This is a genomic window from Rhodococcus sp. P3_B8, assembly GCF_056402775.1.
The window spans coordinates 25,410-42,602 of sequence record NZ_JBFUGT010000041.1; the positions used below are offsets into that span (position 1 = coordinate 25,410).

15 protein-coding genes and 1 pseudogene are annotated in these 17,193 nt (G+C 68.0%); 8 read left to right on the plus strand and 8 right to left on the minus strand.

The window, feature by feature from the left end:
- The first annotated feature begins 62 nt into the window (after positions 1-62).
- From AC1D1G_RS16440 to AC1D1G_RS16450, 3 genes are read left to right on the plus strand one after another with little or no spacing between them, the layout of a single operon-like run.
- The gene (locus AC1D1G_RS16440; RefSeq protein ID WP_280778773.1) at positions 63-542 is read left to right on the plus strand and encodes a MarR family winged helix-turn-helix transcriptional regulator; all 480 of its coding nucleotides are present in this window, start codon (positions 63-65) and stop codon (positions 540-542) included.
- Positions 539-1,384: an ABC transporter ATP-binding protein gene (locus tag AC1D1G_RS16445; RefSeq protein ID WP_477952917.1), complete on the plus strand. Its 846-nt coding sequence runs from the start codon at positions 539-541 to the stop codon at positions 1,382-1,384. Before AC1D1G_RS16440 ends, AC1D1G_RS16445 begins: the two co-directional genes overlap by 4 nt.
- Positions 1,344-2,162, plus strand: coding sequence for an ABC transporter permease (locus AC1D1G_RS16450; protein ID WP_477952919.1), 819 nt, complete (start codon positions 1,344-1,346; stop codon positions 2,160-2,162). Before AC1D1G_RS16445 ends, AC1D1G_RS16450 begins: the two co-directional genes overlap by 41 nt.
- Positions 2,163-2,172: 10 nt before the next feature.
- Here AC1D1G_RS16450 and AC1D1G_RS16455 read toward each other — a convergent pair whose 3' ends face one another.
- From AC1D1G_RS16455 to AC1D1G_RS16465, 3 genes are read right to left on the minus strand one after another with little or no spacing between them, the layout of a single operon-like run.
- On the minus strand, positions 2,173-3,825 hold the full coding sequence (locus AC1D1G_RS16455) for a (2,3-dihydroxybenzoyl)adenylate synthase (RefSeq protein WP_317569884.1): 1,653 nt from the start codon (positions 3,823-3,825) through the stop codon (positions 2,173-2,175).
- Between the two features lie 36 nt (positions 3,826-3,861).
- Positions 3,862-4,632: an SDR family oxidoreductase gene (locus AC1D1G_RS16460; protein WP_280778767.1), complete on the minus strand. Its 771-nt coding sequence runs from the start codon at positions 4,630-4,632 to the stop codon at positions 3,862-3,864.
- The gene (locus AC1D1G_RS16465) at positions 4,629-5,771 is read right to left on the minus strand and encodes an isochorismate synthase (protein ID WP_477952921.1); all 1,143 of its coding nucleotides are present in this window, start codon (positions 5,769-5,771) and stop codon (positions 4,629-4,631) included. The genes AC1D1G_RS16460 and AC1D1G_RS16465 overlap by 4 nt, the downstream gene beginning before the upstream one ends.
- Before the next feature lie 262 nt (positions 5,772-6,033).
- Between AC1D1G_RS16465 and AC1D1G_RS16470 the strand changes: the two genes are divergently transcribed.
- The 4 genes from AC1D1G_RS16470 (at position 6,034) to AC1D1G_RS16485 (ending at position 10,310) form a co-directional block, all read left to right on the plus strand.
- Positions 6,034-6,984, plus strand: a complete 951-nt coding sequence (locus tag AC1D1G_RS16470; RefSeq protein WP_280778764.1) for an Lrp/AsnC family transcriptional regulator — start codon at positions 6,034-6,036, stop codon at positions 6,982-6,984.
- 151 nt (positions 6,985-7,135) lie between these two features.
- Entirely contained in the window at positions 7,136-7,411 is a 276-nt protein-coding gene (locus AC1D1G_RS16475) for a hypothetical protein (protein ID WP_283330606.1), read from the plus strand.
- The gene (locus tag AC1D1G_RS16480) at positions 7,408-8,877 is read left to right on the plus strand and encodes a sodium:solute symporter family protein (protein ID WP_280778762.1); all 1,470 of its coding nucleotides are present in this window, start codon (positions 7,408-7,410) and stop codon (positions 8,875-8,877) included. Before AC1D1G_RS16475 ends, AC1D1G_RS16480 begins: the two co-directional genes overlap by 4 nt.
- Positions 8,877-10,310 carry an amidase family protein gene (locus AC1D1G_RS16485; protein WP_317569888.1) on the plus strand — a complete coding sequence of 478 codons (1,434 nt, stop codon included), beginning with the start codon at positions 8,877-8,879 and terminating at the stop codon, positions 10,308-10,310. The genes AC1D1G_RS16480 and AC1D1G_RS16485 overlap by 1 nt, the downstream gene beginning before the upstream one ends.
- On the opposite strand, the gene pyk is transcribed toward AC1D1G_RS16485, so the two are convergent.
- The 4 genes from pyk to AC1D1G_RS16505 all read right to left on the minus strand — a co-directional run bounded on the left by pyk (position 10,300) and on the right by AC1D1G_RS16505 (position 15,634).
- Positions 10,300-11,784 carry a pyruvate kinase gene (pyk, locus tag AC1D1G_RS16490; protein ID WP_477952922.1) on the minus strand — a complete coding sequence of 495 codons (1,485 nt, stop codon included), beginning with the start codon at positions 11,782-11,784 and terminating at the stop codon, positions 10,300-10,302. The genes AC1D1G_RS16485 and pyk overlap by 11 nt on opposite strands.
- The gene (locus AC1D1G_RS16495) at positions 11,781-12,911 is read right to left on the minus strand and encodes a glycerate kinase (RefSeq protein WP_477952923.1); all 1,131 of its coding nucleotides are present in this window, start codon (positions 12,909-12,911) and stop codon (positions 11,781-11,783) included. The genes pyk and AC1D1G_RS16495 overlap by 4 nt, the downstream gene beginning before the upstream one ends.
- A gap of 35 nt (positions 12,912-12,946) precedes the next feature.
- A complete protein-coding gene (gene dctA, locus AC1D1G_RS16500) occupies positions 12,947-14,410 on the minus strand; it encodes a C4-dicarboxylate transporter DctA (RefSeq protein WP_477952925.1) in 1,464 nt (487 codons plus the stop codon).
- Between the two features lie 129 nt (positions 14,411-14,539).
- A complete protein-coding gene (locus AC1D1G_RS16505) occupies positions 14,540-15,634 on the minus strand; it encodes a tartrate dehydrogenase (protein ID WP_477952926.1) in 1,095 nt (364 codons plus the stop codon).
- 202 nt (positions 15,635-15,836) lie between these two features.
- Here AC1D1G_RS16505 and AC1D1G_RS16510 point away from each other — a divergent pair, with 202 nt between their 5' ends.
- The gene (locus AC1D1G_RS16510; RefSeq protein WP_477952927.1) at positions 15,837-16,769 is read left to right on the plus strand and encodes a LysR family transcriptional regulator; all 933 of its coding nucleotides are present in this window, start codon (positions 15,837-15,839) and stop codon (positions 16,767-16,769) included.
- Positions 16,770-16,815: 46 nt separating this feature from the next.
- Here the strand turns inward: AC1D1G_RS16510 and AC1D1G_RS16515 are convergent.
- A pseudogene (locus AC1D1G_RS16515) lies at positions 16,816-17,193 on the minus strand (MFS transporter); the annotation flags it as partial.

Below are 17,193 nucleotides of genomic sequence, written 5' to 3' on the forward strand. Positions count from 1 at the left end.
GGTGTGCATGCCCGAGCGTAGCCGCCCTCGTAATACCTCTGAAACAGAGCTATATTGATTTCATGGCACAGAACGAGTCGCCTGCCGAACAGCTCTTCGCCGCAATCGGATTGCTGCGCCGGCACACGCGCCGTCGAGTCGGGCGGCCGTGGCCGGAGACCCCGTTGACGGGGTCACAGGTGGAGTTGGTGCGTCTGCTCCGTCGCAGGCCCGGCACGTCCGTAGCGGAGGCCGCGGCGGCCCTGGGCCTCGCGGCGAACACCGTTTCCACCCTCGTGCGGCAACTGACCGACGCCGGGCTGGTCGAACGGGTGCGGGACGAGTCCGACCGCCGCGTCGCCCGCCTGGCGCTCACCGACGACGCTCGGGCACAGGTCGAGCGTTGGCGCGACCGCCGCAACATCGAGGTCGCCGCCGCATTCGACGGTCTGAGTGCCGAGGACAGGAAGGCCATCGAATCCGCCATCCCCGCCATCACCCGCCTCGCCGGAGCGCTCCACCCGGATCAGGCCGGGCCGACCGATCGGGAGGTCGTCAGATGATGTTTCGCAGGGCGCAGACCGCCGCACGACAGCGGTCGGCAGGCGACGCGCTGGAACTGTCGCACGTGACCTACTCGTTTGGGGACTACACCGCGGTGAAGGACCTGAGCCTCGTGATCGAGGCGGGGGAGTGCTTCGGCCTTCTCGGCCCCAACGGGGCGGGGAAGACCACCACGATCCGACTGCTCAACACCCTTCTCCCACTGCAGGGCGGCGACGTGAGCATCTTCGGGTTCGACGTGCGCACCCAGGCGATGGCCGTTCGACGGCTGCTCGGGTATGTGCCGCAACAGTTGTCGATCGAAGGCGCGCTCACCGCCCGTGAGAACGTGTCCTGGTTCGCCCGCCTGTACGACGTACCCCGGTCCGAACGCAGGCGCCGGGTGGACGAGGTGCTGGAGACGGTGGATCTCGCCGACGTCGCCGACCGGGTCGCGTCGAGTTTCTCGGGCGGCATGGTCCGGCGCCTCGAACTCGCGCAGGCGTTGGTCAACCGGCCGTCGGTGCTGGTGCTCGACGAACCGACGGTCGGGCTCGATCCGGTGGCGCGGGATTCGGTGTGGACCCGCGTCACCGAGATGCAGAAGCAGTACGGGATGACGGTCCTGCTCACCACCCACTACATGGAAGAGGCCGAGGCGCTGTGTGATCGGGTCGCGTTGATGCACCGCGGCGAACTGCGGGCGGTCGGTTCCCCATCGGGACTCGTCGCCGAACTGGGGCCGGACGCGACGCTCGACGACGTCTTCCGCCACTTCACCGGTGACAGCCTCACCGCCGACGAGAAGGGAGGGCTCCGGGATGTCCGTAGCGCCCGCCGCACTGCCCGCCGTCTGGGCTGAACCGCCGACCCGGGATGCGCTCCGGTTGTTGTCGCGGATCGTCACGTTCTGTCTGGTCGAATTGCAGAAGCTCCGCCACGACCGCACGGAGTTGGTGACCCGCGCGATCCAGCCGATCCTGTGGCTCGTCATCTTCGGGGAGACGTTCAGCCGCATCCGCGCGATCCCGACCGGCGGCGTCCCCTACCTGGACTATCTGGCGCCGGGCATCATCGCCCAGTCGGCGCTCTTCGTGGCGATCTTCTACGGCATCCAGATCATCTGGGAACGCGACGCCGGGGTCCTGACCAAACTGCTCGTGACACCCACTCCGCGTGCGGCTCTCGTCACGGGTAAGGCGTTCGCGGCCGGTGTTCGCGCGGTGGCCCAGGCCGTGGTCGTCGTGGTCGTGGCGGCGCTGCTCGGCGTCGGAATGACGTGGTATCCGGTGCGACTTCTGGGTGTCGTCGCGGTCGTGGTGCTGGGAGCGGCGTTCTTCTCGTGCCTGTCGGTGGCCATCGCCGGGGTGGTGCTCAAACGCGACCGGCTGATGGGGATCGGGCAGGCGATCACGATGCCGCTGTTCTTCGCGTCGAACGCGCTGTACCCGGTGGAATTGATGCCGGGGTGGGTCCAGGCGATCAGCCGCGCCAACCCCCTGAGTTACGAGGTGTCCGCACTCAGGGGGCTGCTGATCGGCCAGCCGACGAACTACTGGCTGGACTTCGGGGTGCTCGTGGCGGCCGCGGTGCTCGGGATCGCCGTCGCGTCCGCGCTGCTGGGGCGACTGTCCCGATAGCCGGGTGGGGTCACGAAGTCACGAACGTCTTCTCCAGTGCCCGGCGCAGGTCGGACTTGCTGATCTTGCCGACGCCGGTGACCGGGAACTCGTCGACGAACACGACCTTGTCCGGCACCTTGTATTCGGCGAGTCCGCGGCCGCGGACGAACTTCTTGAGTTCGACGGCCTTCGGCTGCTCGCCCTGGACCACGACGAACGCGCAACTCCGTTCACCGAGATACGGGTCGGGCATCGACACCACCGCGACGTCGGCGACGGCGGGGTGTGCGAGGAGATGGTTCTCGACCTCTTCCGCGGCCACCTTCTCGCCGCCGCGGTTGATCTGGTCCTTCGCGCGGCCCTCGACGACGAGGTAGCCGTCGTCCGTGAGCCGGACGATGTCGCCGGTGCGGTAGAAGCCGTCCTCGGTGAACGCCGTCGAATTGTGTTCGGGAGCCCGGTAATACCCGCGGATGGTGTACGGGCCGCGGGTGAGCAGATGACCGGACGTGCCGTTCGGGACGGGCTCGCCCCGGTCGTCGACGACCCGGACCTCGTCGTCGGGGCTGATCGGTCTGCCCTGGGTGGTGACGATCGTGTCTTCCGGGTCGTCGAGCCGGGTGTAGTTGACCAGGCCCTCCGCCATCCCGAAGACCTGCTGCAGCGTGCACCCGAGTTCGGGACGGACCCGCTTCGCGGCCTCGGCGCTGAATTTGGCACCGCCCACCTGCAGCACCTCGAGGCTCGAGAGGTCGCGTTCCGTGCGACCACTGGCGGCGAGCCACGCCAACGCGAGCGGCGGCACCAGCGACGCGATCGTGACGCCCTCCTTCTCGATGAGCGCGAACGCGGTGTCGGGACTCGGATCCGGCGCGAGCACCACGCGACCACCGGCGTGCAGCACACCGAGGATGCCCGGTGAGCTCATCGGAAAATTGTGCGCCGCAGGCAGAACGACGAGCATGCGGGTGCTCTCGTCGACACCGCAGATGCGGTCCGACTCGCGCACCGAATACAGGTAGTCGGTGTGGGTGCGCGGGATCAGCTTCGACACCCCGGTGGTTCCGCCCGAGAGCTGCAGGAATGCCACGGATTCCGGACCCACCGCCGGCCCGTCCGAGATCGGTTCCGCCGCCCGCAGTTCGTCGAGTGACGTGAACTCCTCCGCGTCCCCGGCCACGATGATTCGGGGCGGATTCTCGGCCGAGGCCACCACGTCGCGGGCGAGGGTGCGGTAGTCGAATCCGGCGTGCGTATCGGTGACGACGTAGGCCGCGGCGTCGGTGAAGCTGCAGAAGTAGGAGATCTCCTGGGCGCGGTGCGCGGGAAGCGCGAACACCGGCAGTGCGCCGAGCCGGAAGACCGCGAAGATCACCTCGACGTACTCGACGACATTCGGCAACTGCACCACCACCCGGTCGCCGGGCTGCACCCCCGACGACTGCAGCCCGGCGGCGAGCCGGTCGGCGCGGTCGGACAGTTGCCGGTAGGTGAGGGAACGGTCGACCCCGGACGCGTCCGGCCCGGTCACGGCGATCGCGTCCCCGAATTGCTCGGCGCGGGCGCCCAGGAACTGCTGGAACGTCTCGTCCGTCCAGTACCCGGCGTCACGGTAGCGCGCGGCGAGGTCGGCGGGGTAGCCGACGGTGGTCTCCAGGGGAGCGCGAACGCTCGTGGTCATCGAAAGTCCTTTCACGGGCATGGCTGTTCGGGGTCGTCAGGCTCGGAGGGTAGCGCCGCCGTCGACGTAGAGCGCCTGCATGGTGATGTGACGTGCCCGCTCCGACAGCAGGAACTCGACGGAGTCCGCGATGTCGGCGGCGTCGGCGATGCGGCCCAGCGGGATACCGACCTTGAACGTGCCCAGGTCGCCGTCGATCGCCCCGCGCGCTCCGGTGTCGTCGGCGGGGTCCGACCACAGCGATCGCTGCATCGCGGTGTCCGTCGAGCCGGGGGCGACGATGTTGGCGCGGATCCCGTATTCGGCCAGCTCGAGACCGAGTACCCGGACGATCATCGAGACGGCGGCCTTGGACGCGCCGTACGCGCCCATGCCGGTGCGGGGGACGCCCGCGGCGTTGGAGCCGACCACGACGATGGAACCGGCTGCACGCTCGCGCATTCCGGTGCCGACCGCCCGCAGCACGTTGACGAGGCCGGTGACGTTGACGTCGAACACCCGCTGCCAGCTCTCGGGGTCGGTATCGAGCACCGATCCGGTCTCGAGCACACCCGCCACGTGCGCGAGTGCGGTGATGGGTCCGTGCTCGTCCTCGATCCGGCGGACGGTGTCGGTGACGGCGGCGGTGTCGCGGATGTCGGTGACGGCGGTGCCGAGCGGCGGGGTGTCGAGCAGTGCCGCGGTGGCGGCGAGGCCGTCGGCATCACGATCGAGCAGTACCAGGCGGTGGCCGGACCGCGACAGTGTGACGGCCGTGGCCCGCCCGATGCCCTGTGCCGCCCCGACGACCAGTGTCGTGCCGCTCATCGGGGAAGTCCCAGTGCGGCGAGGACTGTGCCCAGTTTGGTTGTGGTCTCGGCGAGTTCGTCGTCCGGTTCGGAGGCGGCGACGATGCCGCCGCCGGCGTACGCCGTGACGGTGGTGCGGTCGGCGTCGATCTGCGCGCACCGGATGGTGACCATCCATTCGCCGTCACCGTCGGCGTCGGCCCAGCCCACGGCGCCGGCGTAGAAGCCGCGGTCGCCCTCGAGTTCGCCGATCAGCGCACGCGCGGCGTCGGTGGGGGTTCCGCACACGGCCGGGGTCGGGTGCACGGCGACGGCGAGGTCCAGTGCGGTCACCGAGCGGTCCCGCAGCCGTCCCGACACGGGCGTGCCGAGATGCCACAGTTGCGGTGTGCTGGTGAGGGTGGGCCGGTCGGGGATGTCGAGCTCGGTGCAGAACGGTTCGAGGCTCGCACGCAGCGCCTCGACGACGAGGGCGTGTTCGCGCAGATTCTTCTCCGACGACGCGAGGTTTTCCGCGGTCAGCCGGTCGATCTCGGGATCGGTGTGCCGGGGAGCGGATCCGGCGAGAGGATGGCAGGTCACGGTGTCGCCGTGGCGACGGATGAGCACCTCGGGACTCGAGCCGACGAGGTGCCGTCCCGACCAGCCTGTGCCTGCGGCGCTCAGATCGACGCTGAAGCCGTTGCCGCCGAGGTCGTTCGCCACAAGTTGCGCGAGCAGTGCGTGCGGATGCAGCGGTTCGTCGGCGTGCAGGACGACCGATCGGGCGAGCACCACCTTGTGCAGTGCGGCCTCGGGTTCCCGCAGCACGTGAATGGCGGCGGCGACCCGGGAAATGTGCTCGTCCTCCGCGGGAATCGACGCACCGGCGCGCACGCGCGGAAGGGCCTGCAGTCGAGGGGACCAGCTTCCCGGGTGATGACGCAGCGTCTGTGGTGCGATCAGCGCGGCGGGATGTGACGGGTCGAAGGCGAGCGCGCCGACCACCGACGTCGCGGTGCCGCTCCGCAGGGCCGCCGCGGCGTCGTGGGCGGAGTCGTAACCGGTGCGGATGCCGTCGGCGATCACGGTGCCGTGCGGTCGGGAGAGAATGAACGGCGCGCCCGGCGGGAGGTCCGCCGAAGTCTCTGCGGACTCGGCAACGGCCGTCGACTGCATATGCGATCACCTTTCGTAGCGGACAACTGCGGTGCGCGTGGCGATGCGCACCGTCACGTCACGACCATATACGGTTAGCCTAACCTTTGGTGGTTCAGCTTGTCCGTCTGCGGTCCCGTTTCGACACGTATTCCGTTGCAGACCAGCGATTTCGAGTCACGACGTGGGGCGCGATATCAGCCGCAAACAGCATCTGGATTCTCGCCACCCCCGACTGGCCTAACATCGCATGCACACGTTGCATGGAGGGCAGGCGGCTGCAATGACCGAACGCAGGTTCTCGCTCGATCAGCGGATCGTCGCCGCCCTCCAGGTCGACGGGCGGTGCTCCTGGAGCCGCATCGCCCAGGCGCTCGGCGAACCCGAACGGAACGTCACCCGGCACGGCATCGCGCTCCTCGAGTCCGGCCGGGTGGCCGTCACCGCCGTCGCGAACAGCGGCGGCACCGCGATCGTCCGCCTCCAGTGCTCCCCGGGAACGGTTCGGGTGGCGGCGAGCGCCCTCGCCCAGCGCAGCGACTGCATCTTCGTGTACATCCTCACCGGCACCGCCGACTGTGTGGCCGAGATCCACGTGTCCCGGGACCGCCTCCCGAAGCTCGTCATGGACGAACTGCCCGCGACGATGGGCGTGGTCCGAAGCTGGACCGACCCCGTGCTGCGATACTTCCGCACGGTCCGCGAGTGGGAGGCCGGGGTGCTGACCCCCGCCGAGAAGGAAGCGATCGGCGGGGTGTCGCCTCCGGCGACCTTCCTCACGGACCTGGAACGCGGCACCCGGGATCCCGTCGACCGGACGATCATCCGCGAGTTGATGCAGAACGGGCGGGTGGGCACCACGGCGCTCGCCCGGACCGCGGGCGTGTCCGAGGCGACGGCCCGGCGACGCGTCCAGTCGCTGCTCGCCGAGGGTGCGATCAGCCTCCGGGTGGTGGTGGATCCGGCCCTGTTCGGGCTGCGTGCCGAGGCGATGCTGTTCATCAAGACCCAGCGCAACCGGATCGAACCGCTTGTGCGGGGGATGCTCGAGATGCCGTACGTGCGGTACGCCGCCGGCACGGCGGGCGAGTACCAGGTGGTCGCCAACATCGCCGCGCCCGACGAGTCGGTGCTTTACGACTACATCACCACCGCGCCGTGGGTGGCGGACGCGGCGGCCCTGGAAACCAACATGGTGGTGCAGGCGGTCAAACGCAGCGGGCGGGCAATGTGACGGATTTCGACATCTGGCGGCCCCTCCGGCACACCTGATTGCGATCTCCGACAGGCTGGTGGCCGATTTCGCCGAACCTCGTCCAGCTGTTGAGTGCTGTGATCCGCACCACGCATGCTTCCTCTACTCCCCGGATGGAAGAAGGAACAGCATGCAACGAGACGCCATTCTCGGGGCGATCGAGGATTCGCCGCAGCGCCGCTGGCTGCTGCTCGTCCCGGTCGCCCCGGTGCTCGCACTCGTCACCGCCGTGTGGCTGCCGTTTGTGAACACCGCCGACCTGTGGCTGGGGATGCCCCGGCTGCTCGTCTGGTGCTCGGCCTGGGTGCTCCTGCTGCTGCCCGCCCTGGCAGCGGTGGAGTTCGGCCTCGTCCGGCCGCACGAGGAGCGGCGCGACGACCGCCAGCTCGAGGAGGCGACGCTATGACGAACTCAGCTCTGTGGATCACCCTGGCCGGCATGATCGGATTGGCCGTGATCGCGGTCGGTGGACGCCGGAAACGCGCTCAGAACCTGAGCGAGTGGACGGTCGGCAAACGGAACTTCGGTGTGGTCACCAGTTTCTTCCTGCAGGCCGGTGAATCGTTCACCACGTTCACGTTCCTCGGTGTCGCCGGTATCGCGTTCACCGCGGGCATCGGCGCCACCTACGCCATCCCGTACATCCCACTCGGCTACGTGGCCCTGTATTTCATCGGACCGCGAATCTGGAAACTCAGCAAGGACCGCGGATACATCACCCAGGCCGACTTCTTCGCGGACCGGTACCGCAGCCCGCTCCTCGGCCGGCTCGTCGCCCTGTGCGGCATCATCTTCCTGCTGCCGTACCTGCAGCTGCAGATCACCGGCCTCGGTCTGATCGTCCGTCTCGTCACGGGCAGCGCGAGTTCGGGCACGCTGAGCATGATCGTCGCGACCGTCCTCGTCGTCGGATTCGTGCTGTGGGCCGGCATTCACGGCCTCGCGCGCACCGCCTACGTCAAGGACGTCCTGATCCTGCTCGCCGTCGTGGTGCTGTCCATCGTGATCCCGTTGCACTTCGCCGGTGGCATCGGCGACGTGTTCGGCCAGATCGCCCAGACCCACAGCGAGATGCTGACCGTGAACCCCGGCGACTACGACAAGGTCTGGTGGACCACGAGCCTGCTGATCTCCGCGATCGGCTGCGGGTTCCTCACCACCCCGCACCTCTGGCCGCCACTGCTGGCCGCGAAGAACGGTCGAGTGATCCGCTCCAACAACACTTTTCTGCCGATGTACCAGGTGGTCATGATTCTCCCGATCATGCTGGGCTTCGTCGGGATCCTCGCGCTGAATCCCAACACCAGCAGCAACGCCGTCCTGCTCACGCTGGCCGGGGGAGCCCTGCCGAACTGGGCGCTCGGACTGATCGCGATCGCCGCGGCCTCCGCCGCGATGCTGCCTGCCGGCGCCATCTGCATCGGCATCTCGACGCTGGCGTCGCACAACCTGGTGAAGATCGAAAGCGAGCGCACGAAGCTCCGGTTCAACCACCTGGTCGTGATCGCGGCTGCCACCACGGCTCTCGTACTCGGCCTGACGCGCCCCGATCTGCTGGCCAACCTGTTGCTGCTCACGTTCGGCGGTCTCAGCCAGCTCGCTCCCGGTCTGGCGCTGGCTCTGCCCGAGAAGCCATTGCTCGCCAAGCAATCCGTGTTCGCCGGACTCGTCGTGGGCATGCTCACCGTCATCGTGATGACCGTCTTCGAACTGAACCTCGCCAACATCGACGCCGGCATCTGCGGCCTGGTCCTCAACCTCGCGGTAATCGCCGTCGTGGAGGCCGTCGTCCGCGCCACCCGTCCCCGCACCCCGACCTCCGCGTCGTCGGAAGACCTTCCGGCCGCCACCCCGATCCTGGAGACCACGTAATGACCATCGATCACTACTCGACCGCGCGAGAGATGCTCGCCGCACTGCGTAGCAAGGACATCTCGGCCCGCGAGCTGCTCCACCTGCACACGGACCGGATCACGCAGGTGAATCCGACGGTCAACGCGCTCGTCAGTCTCGACCTCGACCGCGCGCACGCCACCGCCGCCGCCGCGGACGCGCAGACTGCGGCCGGGACCCCGGTGGGGCCGCTGCACGGACTGCCGTTCGCGTTCAAGGACACTCACGACGTCGCCGGATTCCCGACGGTGGCGGGCTCATCGCTCCTCGTCGACAACGTGCCAGAGACCAGTGAGCTGATCGCCGAACGCGTCATCGCGGCCGGGGCCGTCACGATCGGCAAGACCAACGTCCCCGAATTCGCCGCAGGCTCGCACACGTTCAACCCCGTCTTCGGGACCACCACCAACCCGTACGACCCCACCAAGAGCGCGGGTGGCTCGAGCGGCGGCGCCGCGGCGGCGCTCGGTGCGGGACTCGTCCCGCTGGCCGACGGCAGCGACATGGGCGGTTCGCTGCGAAACCCGGCGTCGTTCTGCAACGTCGTCGGATTGCGCCCCACCCCCGGCCGTGTTCCGTGCTGGCCCAACAGCGCGCCCTGGGACTCACTCGTGACGCAGGGGCCGATGGCCCGGAACGTCGACGACCTGGAACTGTTGCTGTCGGTGATCTCCGGACCCGACGCGCGGATCCGCAGTTCTCTCAGCGCCGACGCCGTCGCGCCGCGTCTCGGTGTCGCCGGCCTGCAGGGTCTGCGCGTCGCGGTGTCCGCGGATCTGAACGGCATCTTCCCCGTGGACGCGCCGGTCCGCGAGATTCACGACCGGCAGTCGTCGATCTTCGCCGCCGCGGGTGCCGTGGTGGCCGAGGACGCGCCGTCGATTCCCGACGCCGAGTGGGTGTTCCGCACACTGCGGGCATGGCGGTTCAAGATCGACCTCGGTGACCGCGCCGACGCCACCCCCGAACTGCTGAAGCCGTCGCTGCTCGACAACATCCGGCAGGCAGACCGGCTCTCCGCCGACGATGTCGCGAAAGCCATGGTGGCGCAGGCGGAGATCCAGCAGCGCGCCGTCGAGTTCTTCACCCACCACGACATCCTGGTGATGCCCGTGTCGCAGGTGCTCCCGTTCGACGCCGAGCTCGAGTACCCGGCGGCGGTCGACGGCCGTCGCTGCGACGACTACCTCGACTGGATGACGTCCGCGTTGACCGTGACGGTGCTGGGTTGCCCCGCGATCTCGGTTCCCGCCGGCTTCAGCGCCGACGGTCTGCCCGTCGGCGTGCAGATCGTCGCCGCCCCGGGCAACGACCTGTTCCTGCTCGACGTGGCACGGGCCTACGAGCAGCTCAACCCCGTCGGGGCCACGCGTCCGCACCTTCTCCAGAGGGCGGCAGCGTCTACTTCGTGAAGTCGTCCTCGCCGACCCGGTGGACGTGGATGAGGTTGGTGGATCCGACGGTGTGTGGGGGTGAGCCGGCGACGATGACGACGAGGTCGCCGCGCCGGTAGCGGCCCAGTCGGAGGAGGGCGGTGTCGACCTGGCGGATCATCTCGTCGGTCRATTCGACCGGGTCGACGAGGAAGGTTTCGGTGCCCCAGGTGAGGGCGAGTTCGTTGCGCACCTGGGGTACCGGGGTGAATGCCAGCAGCGGCAGCGGGGTGTGGAGCCGGGCGAGTCGTCGCACGGTGTCCCCGGACTGGGTGAACGCCACCAGCGCTGCGGCGTCCAGGCGTTCGCCGATGTCGCGGGCGGCGAACGAGATCACCCCGCCGTGGGTGCGGGGAGTGTGGGTGAGGGCGGGGACGGTGGTGGACTGGTGTTCGACGGCGGAGAGGATCCGCGCCATCGTCGCGACCGTCTCGGTCGGGTAGGCGCCGACGGAGGTTTCACCGGACAGCATCACCGCGTCGGCGCCGTCGAGGACCGCGTTGGCGACATCCGACGCCTCGGCCCGGGTGGGGCGGGAGTTGTCGATCATCGACTCGAGCATCTGGGTGGCGACGATCACCGGTCGGGCGTTCTCCCGGGCGATCTGCACGATCCGTTTCTGCACCAACGGCACCTGCTCGAGGGGAACCTCCACCCCGAGGTCACCGCGCGCGACCATGACGGCGTCGAAGGCGCGCACGATCGCCTCGATGTCGTCGACGGCCTCGGGTTTCTCGATCTTCGCGATGACCGGCACCCGACGGCCGATCCGGTCCATCACGTCGTGGACCCGGTCGATGTCGGTGGGGGCGCGGACGAACGACAGGGCGATCAGGTCGACTCCGAGCCGCAGGGCGAATTCGAGGTCGTCGATGTCCTTGTCCGACAGCGCCGGGACGGACACGTCCATTCCGGGGAGGGATACTCCCTTGTTGTTGCTGATCGGGCCGCCCTCGGTCACCCGGCACACGACGTCGTTGCCGTCGACGTCGAGGACGGTCAGCGCGATCTTGCCGTCGTCGACCAGCAGTCGGTCACCGGGCCGCGCGTCCTGGGTGAGGTGGGTGTAGGTGGTCGAGACCCGGTGGTGGGTGCCCGCGCAGTCCTCGACGGTGATCCGGACCTGTTCGCCGGTCGCCCATACCGCCCCGCCGTCGGCGAAGCGGCCGAGGCGGATCTTCGGTCCCTGTAGGTCCGCGAGGATTCCGACGGCTCGGCCGGTGTTGTCGGCTGCGGCGCGGACGCGCCGGTAGTTGGCTTCGTGGTCGGTGTGGTCGCCGTGACTGAAATTCAGTCGGGCGATGTCCATCCCGGTTTCGACGAGACTGCGGGTGCGCTCGTCCGTGGCGGTGGCCGGCCCGAGCGTGCAGACGATCTTCGCCCTCCGCGGCGACAGCAGCGACGCCGCGCCGACATCGGCGGCGAGTGGCGAGGGGATGTCAGTGAGAGTCATCGTGGTCCTTCGTTGTGGAGAAGTGAGCTGCGGCCGATGTCGCACCCGATACGGGTGAGGAGTTCGCCGGTCAGCTCCGGGTCGGTGGCCGTGTTCCGGTCGGTGTAGTCGCCGAGGGCATGGATGTATTCGAAACCGGTGGGTGCCCAACGGTTCCGGGAGAGCGTGTTGCGGCCGGCGACGGCGATCACCGGGACCGGGTGGGCGCGGCGGGCGAGGACGGCGAGGAGTTTGCCGTGTTCGGTCTGCTCGTCGATGCTGCCCTCGCCGGTGATCACCAGGTCCATTCCTGCGAGGTAGCCGTCGAAATCGAGCAGGTCGAGGAAGTACTCGGCACCCGAGACCATGCGTGCTCCGAGCATCATGGCGGCGAATCCGATGCCGCCGGCGCTGCCGGCGCCGGGGGAGTTCGCGACCGTACGCGCCTGCGGGTGGCCGCTGCGGGTGAACGCGTCGACGAGGTTGTCGAGGCCGGCGTCGAGTTCGCGCAYGGTTGCGGGGTCGGCGCCCTTCTGGGGGCCGTACACGGCGGCGGCGCCGTTCGGTCCGGTCAGTGGGTTGGTGACGTCGCCGGCGATCACGATCTCGATTCCGGAGAGATTCACTGCGCGGGAGGAATCGACCGTGTGGACCTGGTGCAGGGTCCGGCCGCAGGCCCGCAGTTGCCGGCCGTCGGCGTCGGCGAACGTGAATCCCAACGCGGCGAGCATGCCCATTCCGCCGTCGGTGCCGGCGGACCCGCCCAGGGCGAGGACCAACCGGCGGGGTCGAAACCGCAACGCCTTCGAGATCGCTTGTCCCATACCGAGGCTGGAGGCGTCGAGCGGAGCGCGGCGGCCGCCTGGGAGGGTGGCCAGACCGCAGGTGTTGGCGACTTCGATCACCGCTGTGGTGCCGTTGACTGCGATACGACCGCGCTGGGGTGTTCCGGTGGCGCCTGCGACGGTGACCGGGTGTGGAGTGAACCCGACGGCCACCGCCGCGTCGACGCTGCCGTCGCCGCCGTCGGCGAGGGGAAGCTGTGTGCTCTCGATTCCCGCCGAGGCGAGTCCGGCAGAGAGGTGTTCGGCGACATCGGCTGCGGAGAGCGAGCCCTTGAACTTGTCCGGGGCAACCAGAACCCTCATCGGCCTTCCTTTCTCGCGTGCAGTGCGGAGTGCGGTCATCGCTGTGCGGAGTGCGCGGGCGCCGTCGCGGGGTCGAGCCTTTCGTGGTCGACGCGGACCGCGTCCGGTTCCTTGATCATGTGGTGGTGCTTGTCCTGTGGTTCCTGTTCCAGGATCTCCATGTCGAAGTCGTTCTCGACGTCACCGTCGGGCGGGGGAAGTACTTCGCCGGAGAAGACGCGGCGGGCGCGGTCGACGTCGAGTTCGTGGTTCCATTTGGCGACGAACAGGGTGGCGACGGCGTTGCCGATGAAGTTCACCAGGGCGCGGCATTCGGACATGAACTTGTCGATACCGAAGATGAGCATGATGCCGGCTGCGGGGATGGTGCCGAGTGTGCTCAATGTTGCTGTCAGCGCGATGAATCCGCCTCCGGCGACACCTGCGGCGCCCTTGGACGTCAACAACATGACGCCGAGGAGGCCGAGCTGCTGCGGAATCGACAGGTCGGTGTTGGTGGCCTGCGCGATGTACAGCGCCGCGAGAGAGAGGTAGATGGCTGCCCCGTCGAGGTTGAAACTGTAGCCGGTGGGCACCACGAGTCCCACCGTGGGCTTCTTGACGCCGGCGTACTCCAGCTTCCGCATCAGGCCGGGCAGCGCGGGCTCGGCGGTGGAGGTTCCGAGAATGAGCAGGAGTTCTTCCTTGAAGAAGCCGAGCATCCGGAAGATGTTGAGCCGCAAGTACGCCATGACCGATCCGAGGACCACGAAGACGAAGAACGCGGACGTGACGTAGAACAGCAGGATTAGGCTGCCGAGGCTGGTGAGGGTGGAGACACCGTACTTGCCGATGGCGAAGGCCATGGCACCGAACGCACCGAGGGGTGCGAGTTTCATGATGAAGCTCAGGACCTTGAACACCACCGCGGTCAGGCGTTCGACGGCGTCCCGGATCGGTGCGGCGATCTGTCCTACCGCGTTGATGGCGACACCGAAGATGACGGCGAGGAAGATGACCTGCAGGATGTCGCCCTCGACGAACGGGCCGAACACACTGTCCGGGACCAGGTGGGTGATGAACTCCCACCACTGTTTCTCTTCACCGGTCTGAATCAGCTTGTTGGCCGAGTCGGTCGTTTCCAGCGAGGCGGCGTCGGCGTTCACCCCGTCCCCGAGGCGGAAGAGGTTGATCGCGACGAGGCCGGTGAGTAGCGCAAGGATCGTTCCGACCTGGAAGTAGGTCAGCGCCTTGATTCCGGTCAGCCCGACCTTCTTCAGGTCCGCGACACTCGCGATGCCGCCGACGATCGTCAGGAACACGATCGGACAGATCAGCATCTTCATCGCGGTGATGAAGGTGGTGCCGATCGGCTCCATCGCCTCGCCGGTGTCCGGCCAGAGCCACCCGACCAGGATGCCGAGCACGATCGCGATGAGAACCCAGAAGTACAGTTGCCTGTACCACGGTTTCTTCACAGTCGCCGGTTGGTAAGTCGCTGCGCTGCTGGGTATTTCCATGACGTTCACCTCGGGTGAGAGTGTTCGGGTGTGAAGACGGGGTGGCCGAGAGTTACCGACCGTTCGAGGGGTGAGGGCCCGGCTCGGCAGATCCTGCCGAGCCGGGCCGGCTGTGCAGATGGAAGGCGGTCAGGCCGGGGTCAGCGCAGTCTGCAGCGCGTGCACGATCGCCTCGGTGACGGCGTCGGTGTCCGACGAGCCGCCGATGTCGCGGGTCAGTGCTCCGCTCGCGGTGGCGGCCTCGATGGCGGCTTCGACGCGGCGTGCCTCGTCGTGCAGTCCGAAGTGGTCGAGCATCAGGGCGGCGCTGGCGATCGCGCCGATCGGGTTGCTGATGCCCTGGCCCGCGATGTCGGGTGCGGAACCGTGCACGGGTTCGAACATGCTCGGGAAGCGGCGTTCCGGGTTGAGGTTCGCGCTCGCCGCGACACCGAGGCTTCCCGCCAGCGCGGAGCCGAGGTCGGAGAGGATGTCGGCGTTGAGATTCGACGCCACCACCACCGACAGGTCCTCCGGGTGCAGGATGAACTTGGCGCTCATGGCGTCGACGAGAACGCTTTCGGTCGCGACGTCGGGGTAGTCGAGGGCGACGCGGTCGAAGACCTCGTCCCACAGGACCATGCCGTACTGCTGGGCGTTGGACTTGGTGACGCTGGACACCTTCTTCACGGTGCGGGTGCGAGCCAGGTCGAACGCGAACCGCATGATGCGCTCGCAGCCCTTCTCGGTGAACAGCGCGGTCTGCAGTGCGACCTCGTTGCCCGGTCCGCGGCCGCTGAGGTTACGTCCGCCGAGGCCCGCGTACTCGCCCTCGCTGTTCTCCCGGACGACGACCCAGTCGAGTTCGGTGTCGTCGGCCTTGCGCAGCGGGGACTGCACGCCGGGGAGGAACTTCACGGGTCGCACGTTGGCCCACTGGTCGAAGTTCTGGGTGATGTTGAGCCGCAGCCCCCAGAGGCTGATGTGGTCGGGGACGTTCTCCCATCCGACCGCGCCGAAGTAGATGGCGTCGAATGCCTTCAGGGTGTCGAGGCCGTCGTCGGCCATCATCTTCCCGGTCTGCTCGTAATACCCGCATCCCCAGGGAAATTCTTCCCACTCGAAGGCGAAACGCCCACCGGACTGTTCTGCGAGGACGTCGAGCACGCGCCGTCCGGCAGCGACGACCTCCTTGCCGACGCCGTCGGCGGGGATCGATGCAATCTTGAACGTCTGCGGTGCCATGTCGTTGCCTCCATCGTGTTGTGCTCGTCACAGTGTGTGATGCATTCATTAACCCGTCACAATCGCGCAGCGTCCATGACCAAGAGTCGATCCGGCTTATAGGTTTGACCTAATCGAGCCGTGTTTTCGCAGGTAGAGTGAGTGTCCACGCCGCGGTCGCACTCCAGGGTTCGGCGCGGCTCGACGGGAATGAGGGGTTCGGATGGACGCGCGTCAGTTGAGGTACTTCCTGGCTGTGGTCGATCAGGGAGGCATCAACCGTGCGGCGGAAACACTGCTGATCGCGCAGCCCTCGCTGTCCCAGTCGATATCCGCGCTGGAGCGTGAACTCGGGGTACCGCTCTTTCACCGCGTCGGACGCCGGCTGGTGCTCAGTGACGCCGGCGAAACGCTCGTCGGCCCGGCCCGCGTGGTGTTGCGCGATCTCGAGGATGCGAAGGCGTCCGTCGATGCACTGAAAGGGTTGCGCGCCGGGCGCGTGGACCTGATCACGATGCCGTCACCCGGGATCGAGCCCCTCACCACGATCCTCACCAGCTTCAGCCGTACCTATCCTTCGGTCACCGTCAATGCCGAGGCGGCGTTCACTCCCGAAGAGGTGCTGCACGCCGTGCGCACCGGCGTCTGCGAGATCGGGATCCTGGGTTCACCCGCCGCGGTGCGTGCTCCCGAACTCGACGTCGTCGCGCTCGAAAGCCAGCCGCTGATCCTCCTCTCCGGCCCGGGCGCCGAAACACCGGCCCGCCCGGAGATTCGGAGATCGGAACTGTCGGGCTTCCGCCTGATCGTCTCGCAGCGGGGGTCGTTGATGCGAACACTCGTCGACGAGGTCCTCGCCAGTGGCGTCGCCGCCACCATCGTCGCCGAGGTCGCCCACCGAACGTCGATCCTGCCGATGGTGCTCAGCGGATTCGGGCAGGCCGTCATGCCGTCGTCGTGGGCACCGTCGGCCCGTCAGGCAGGCGCCACCGTGCACCGCATCGTCCCCGAGTCCTACCTGCACGTCGCCGCCGTCTGCCGGCGAACCCACCTCACACCACCCGCGCGGGCGCTCATGGACGAGGCACGACAGTACGCCGGACGCACACCGGCCGCCTGGGAAGCGCCCGCAGCGGTAAACCCGCAAAACCTGTGAACGACAGTCGTGCCCACGACCCGTGCGGTGTCGAGGTGTTGGGGTTTCAGCCCAGGCTTGTCCCTTCGCCGGAGTTCTGTGGTGTCGGGTCCGGGATCCGCCTCATGCGGAACGAGTTGAACACCCCGATGAGGCCGGCGAGGATGGGGATGAGTAGAGCGATTTGAAGGGCGAGGGGTCGTGCGTCGGTGTTGATGCGGACGATCTCGTCCTGAATCTCCGGGGGCTGGTCGACGAGCAGTTGTTCGAGCTGGGTGTTGCTCATGACTTCGGCGTCGTCCTCGAGCACCTGCGCGACCTGTTGCTGCTCTGCCGGCGGGAGCACGGTGCTCGACTCCRCCATCGAGGTGAAGGTGAGGGACAGCGTTGCCAGCATGATGGCGCCGGCGAACGCCAGCCCGAACGAGAGCCCGAACGATCCCGC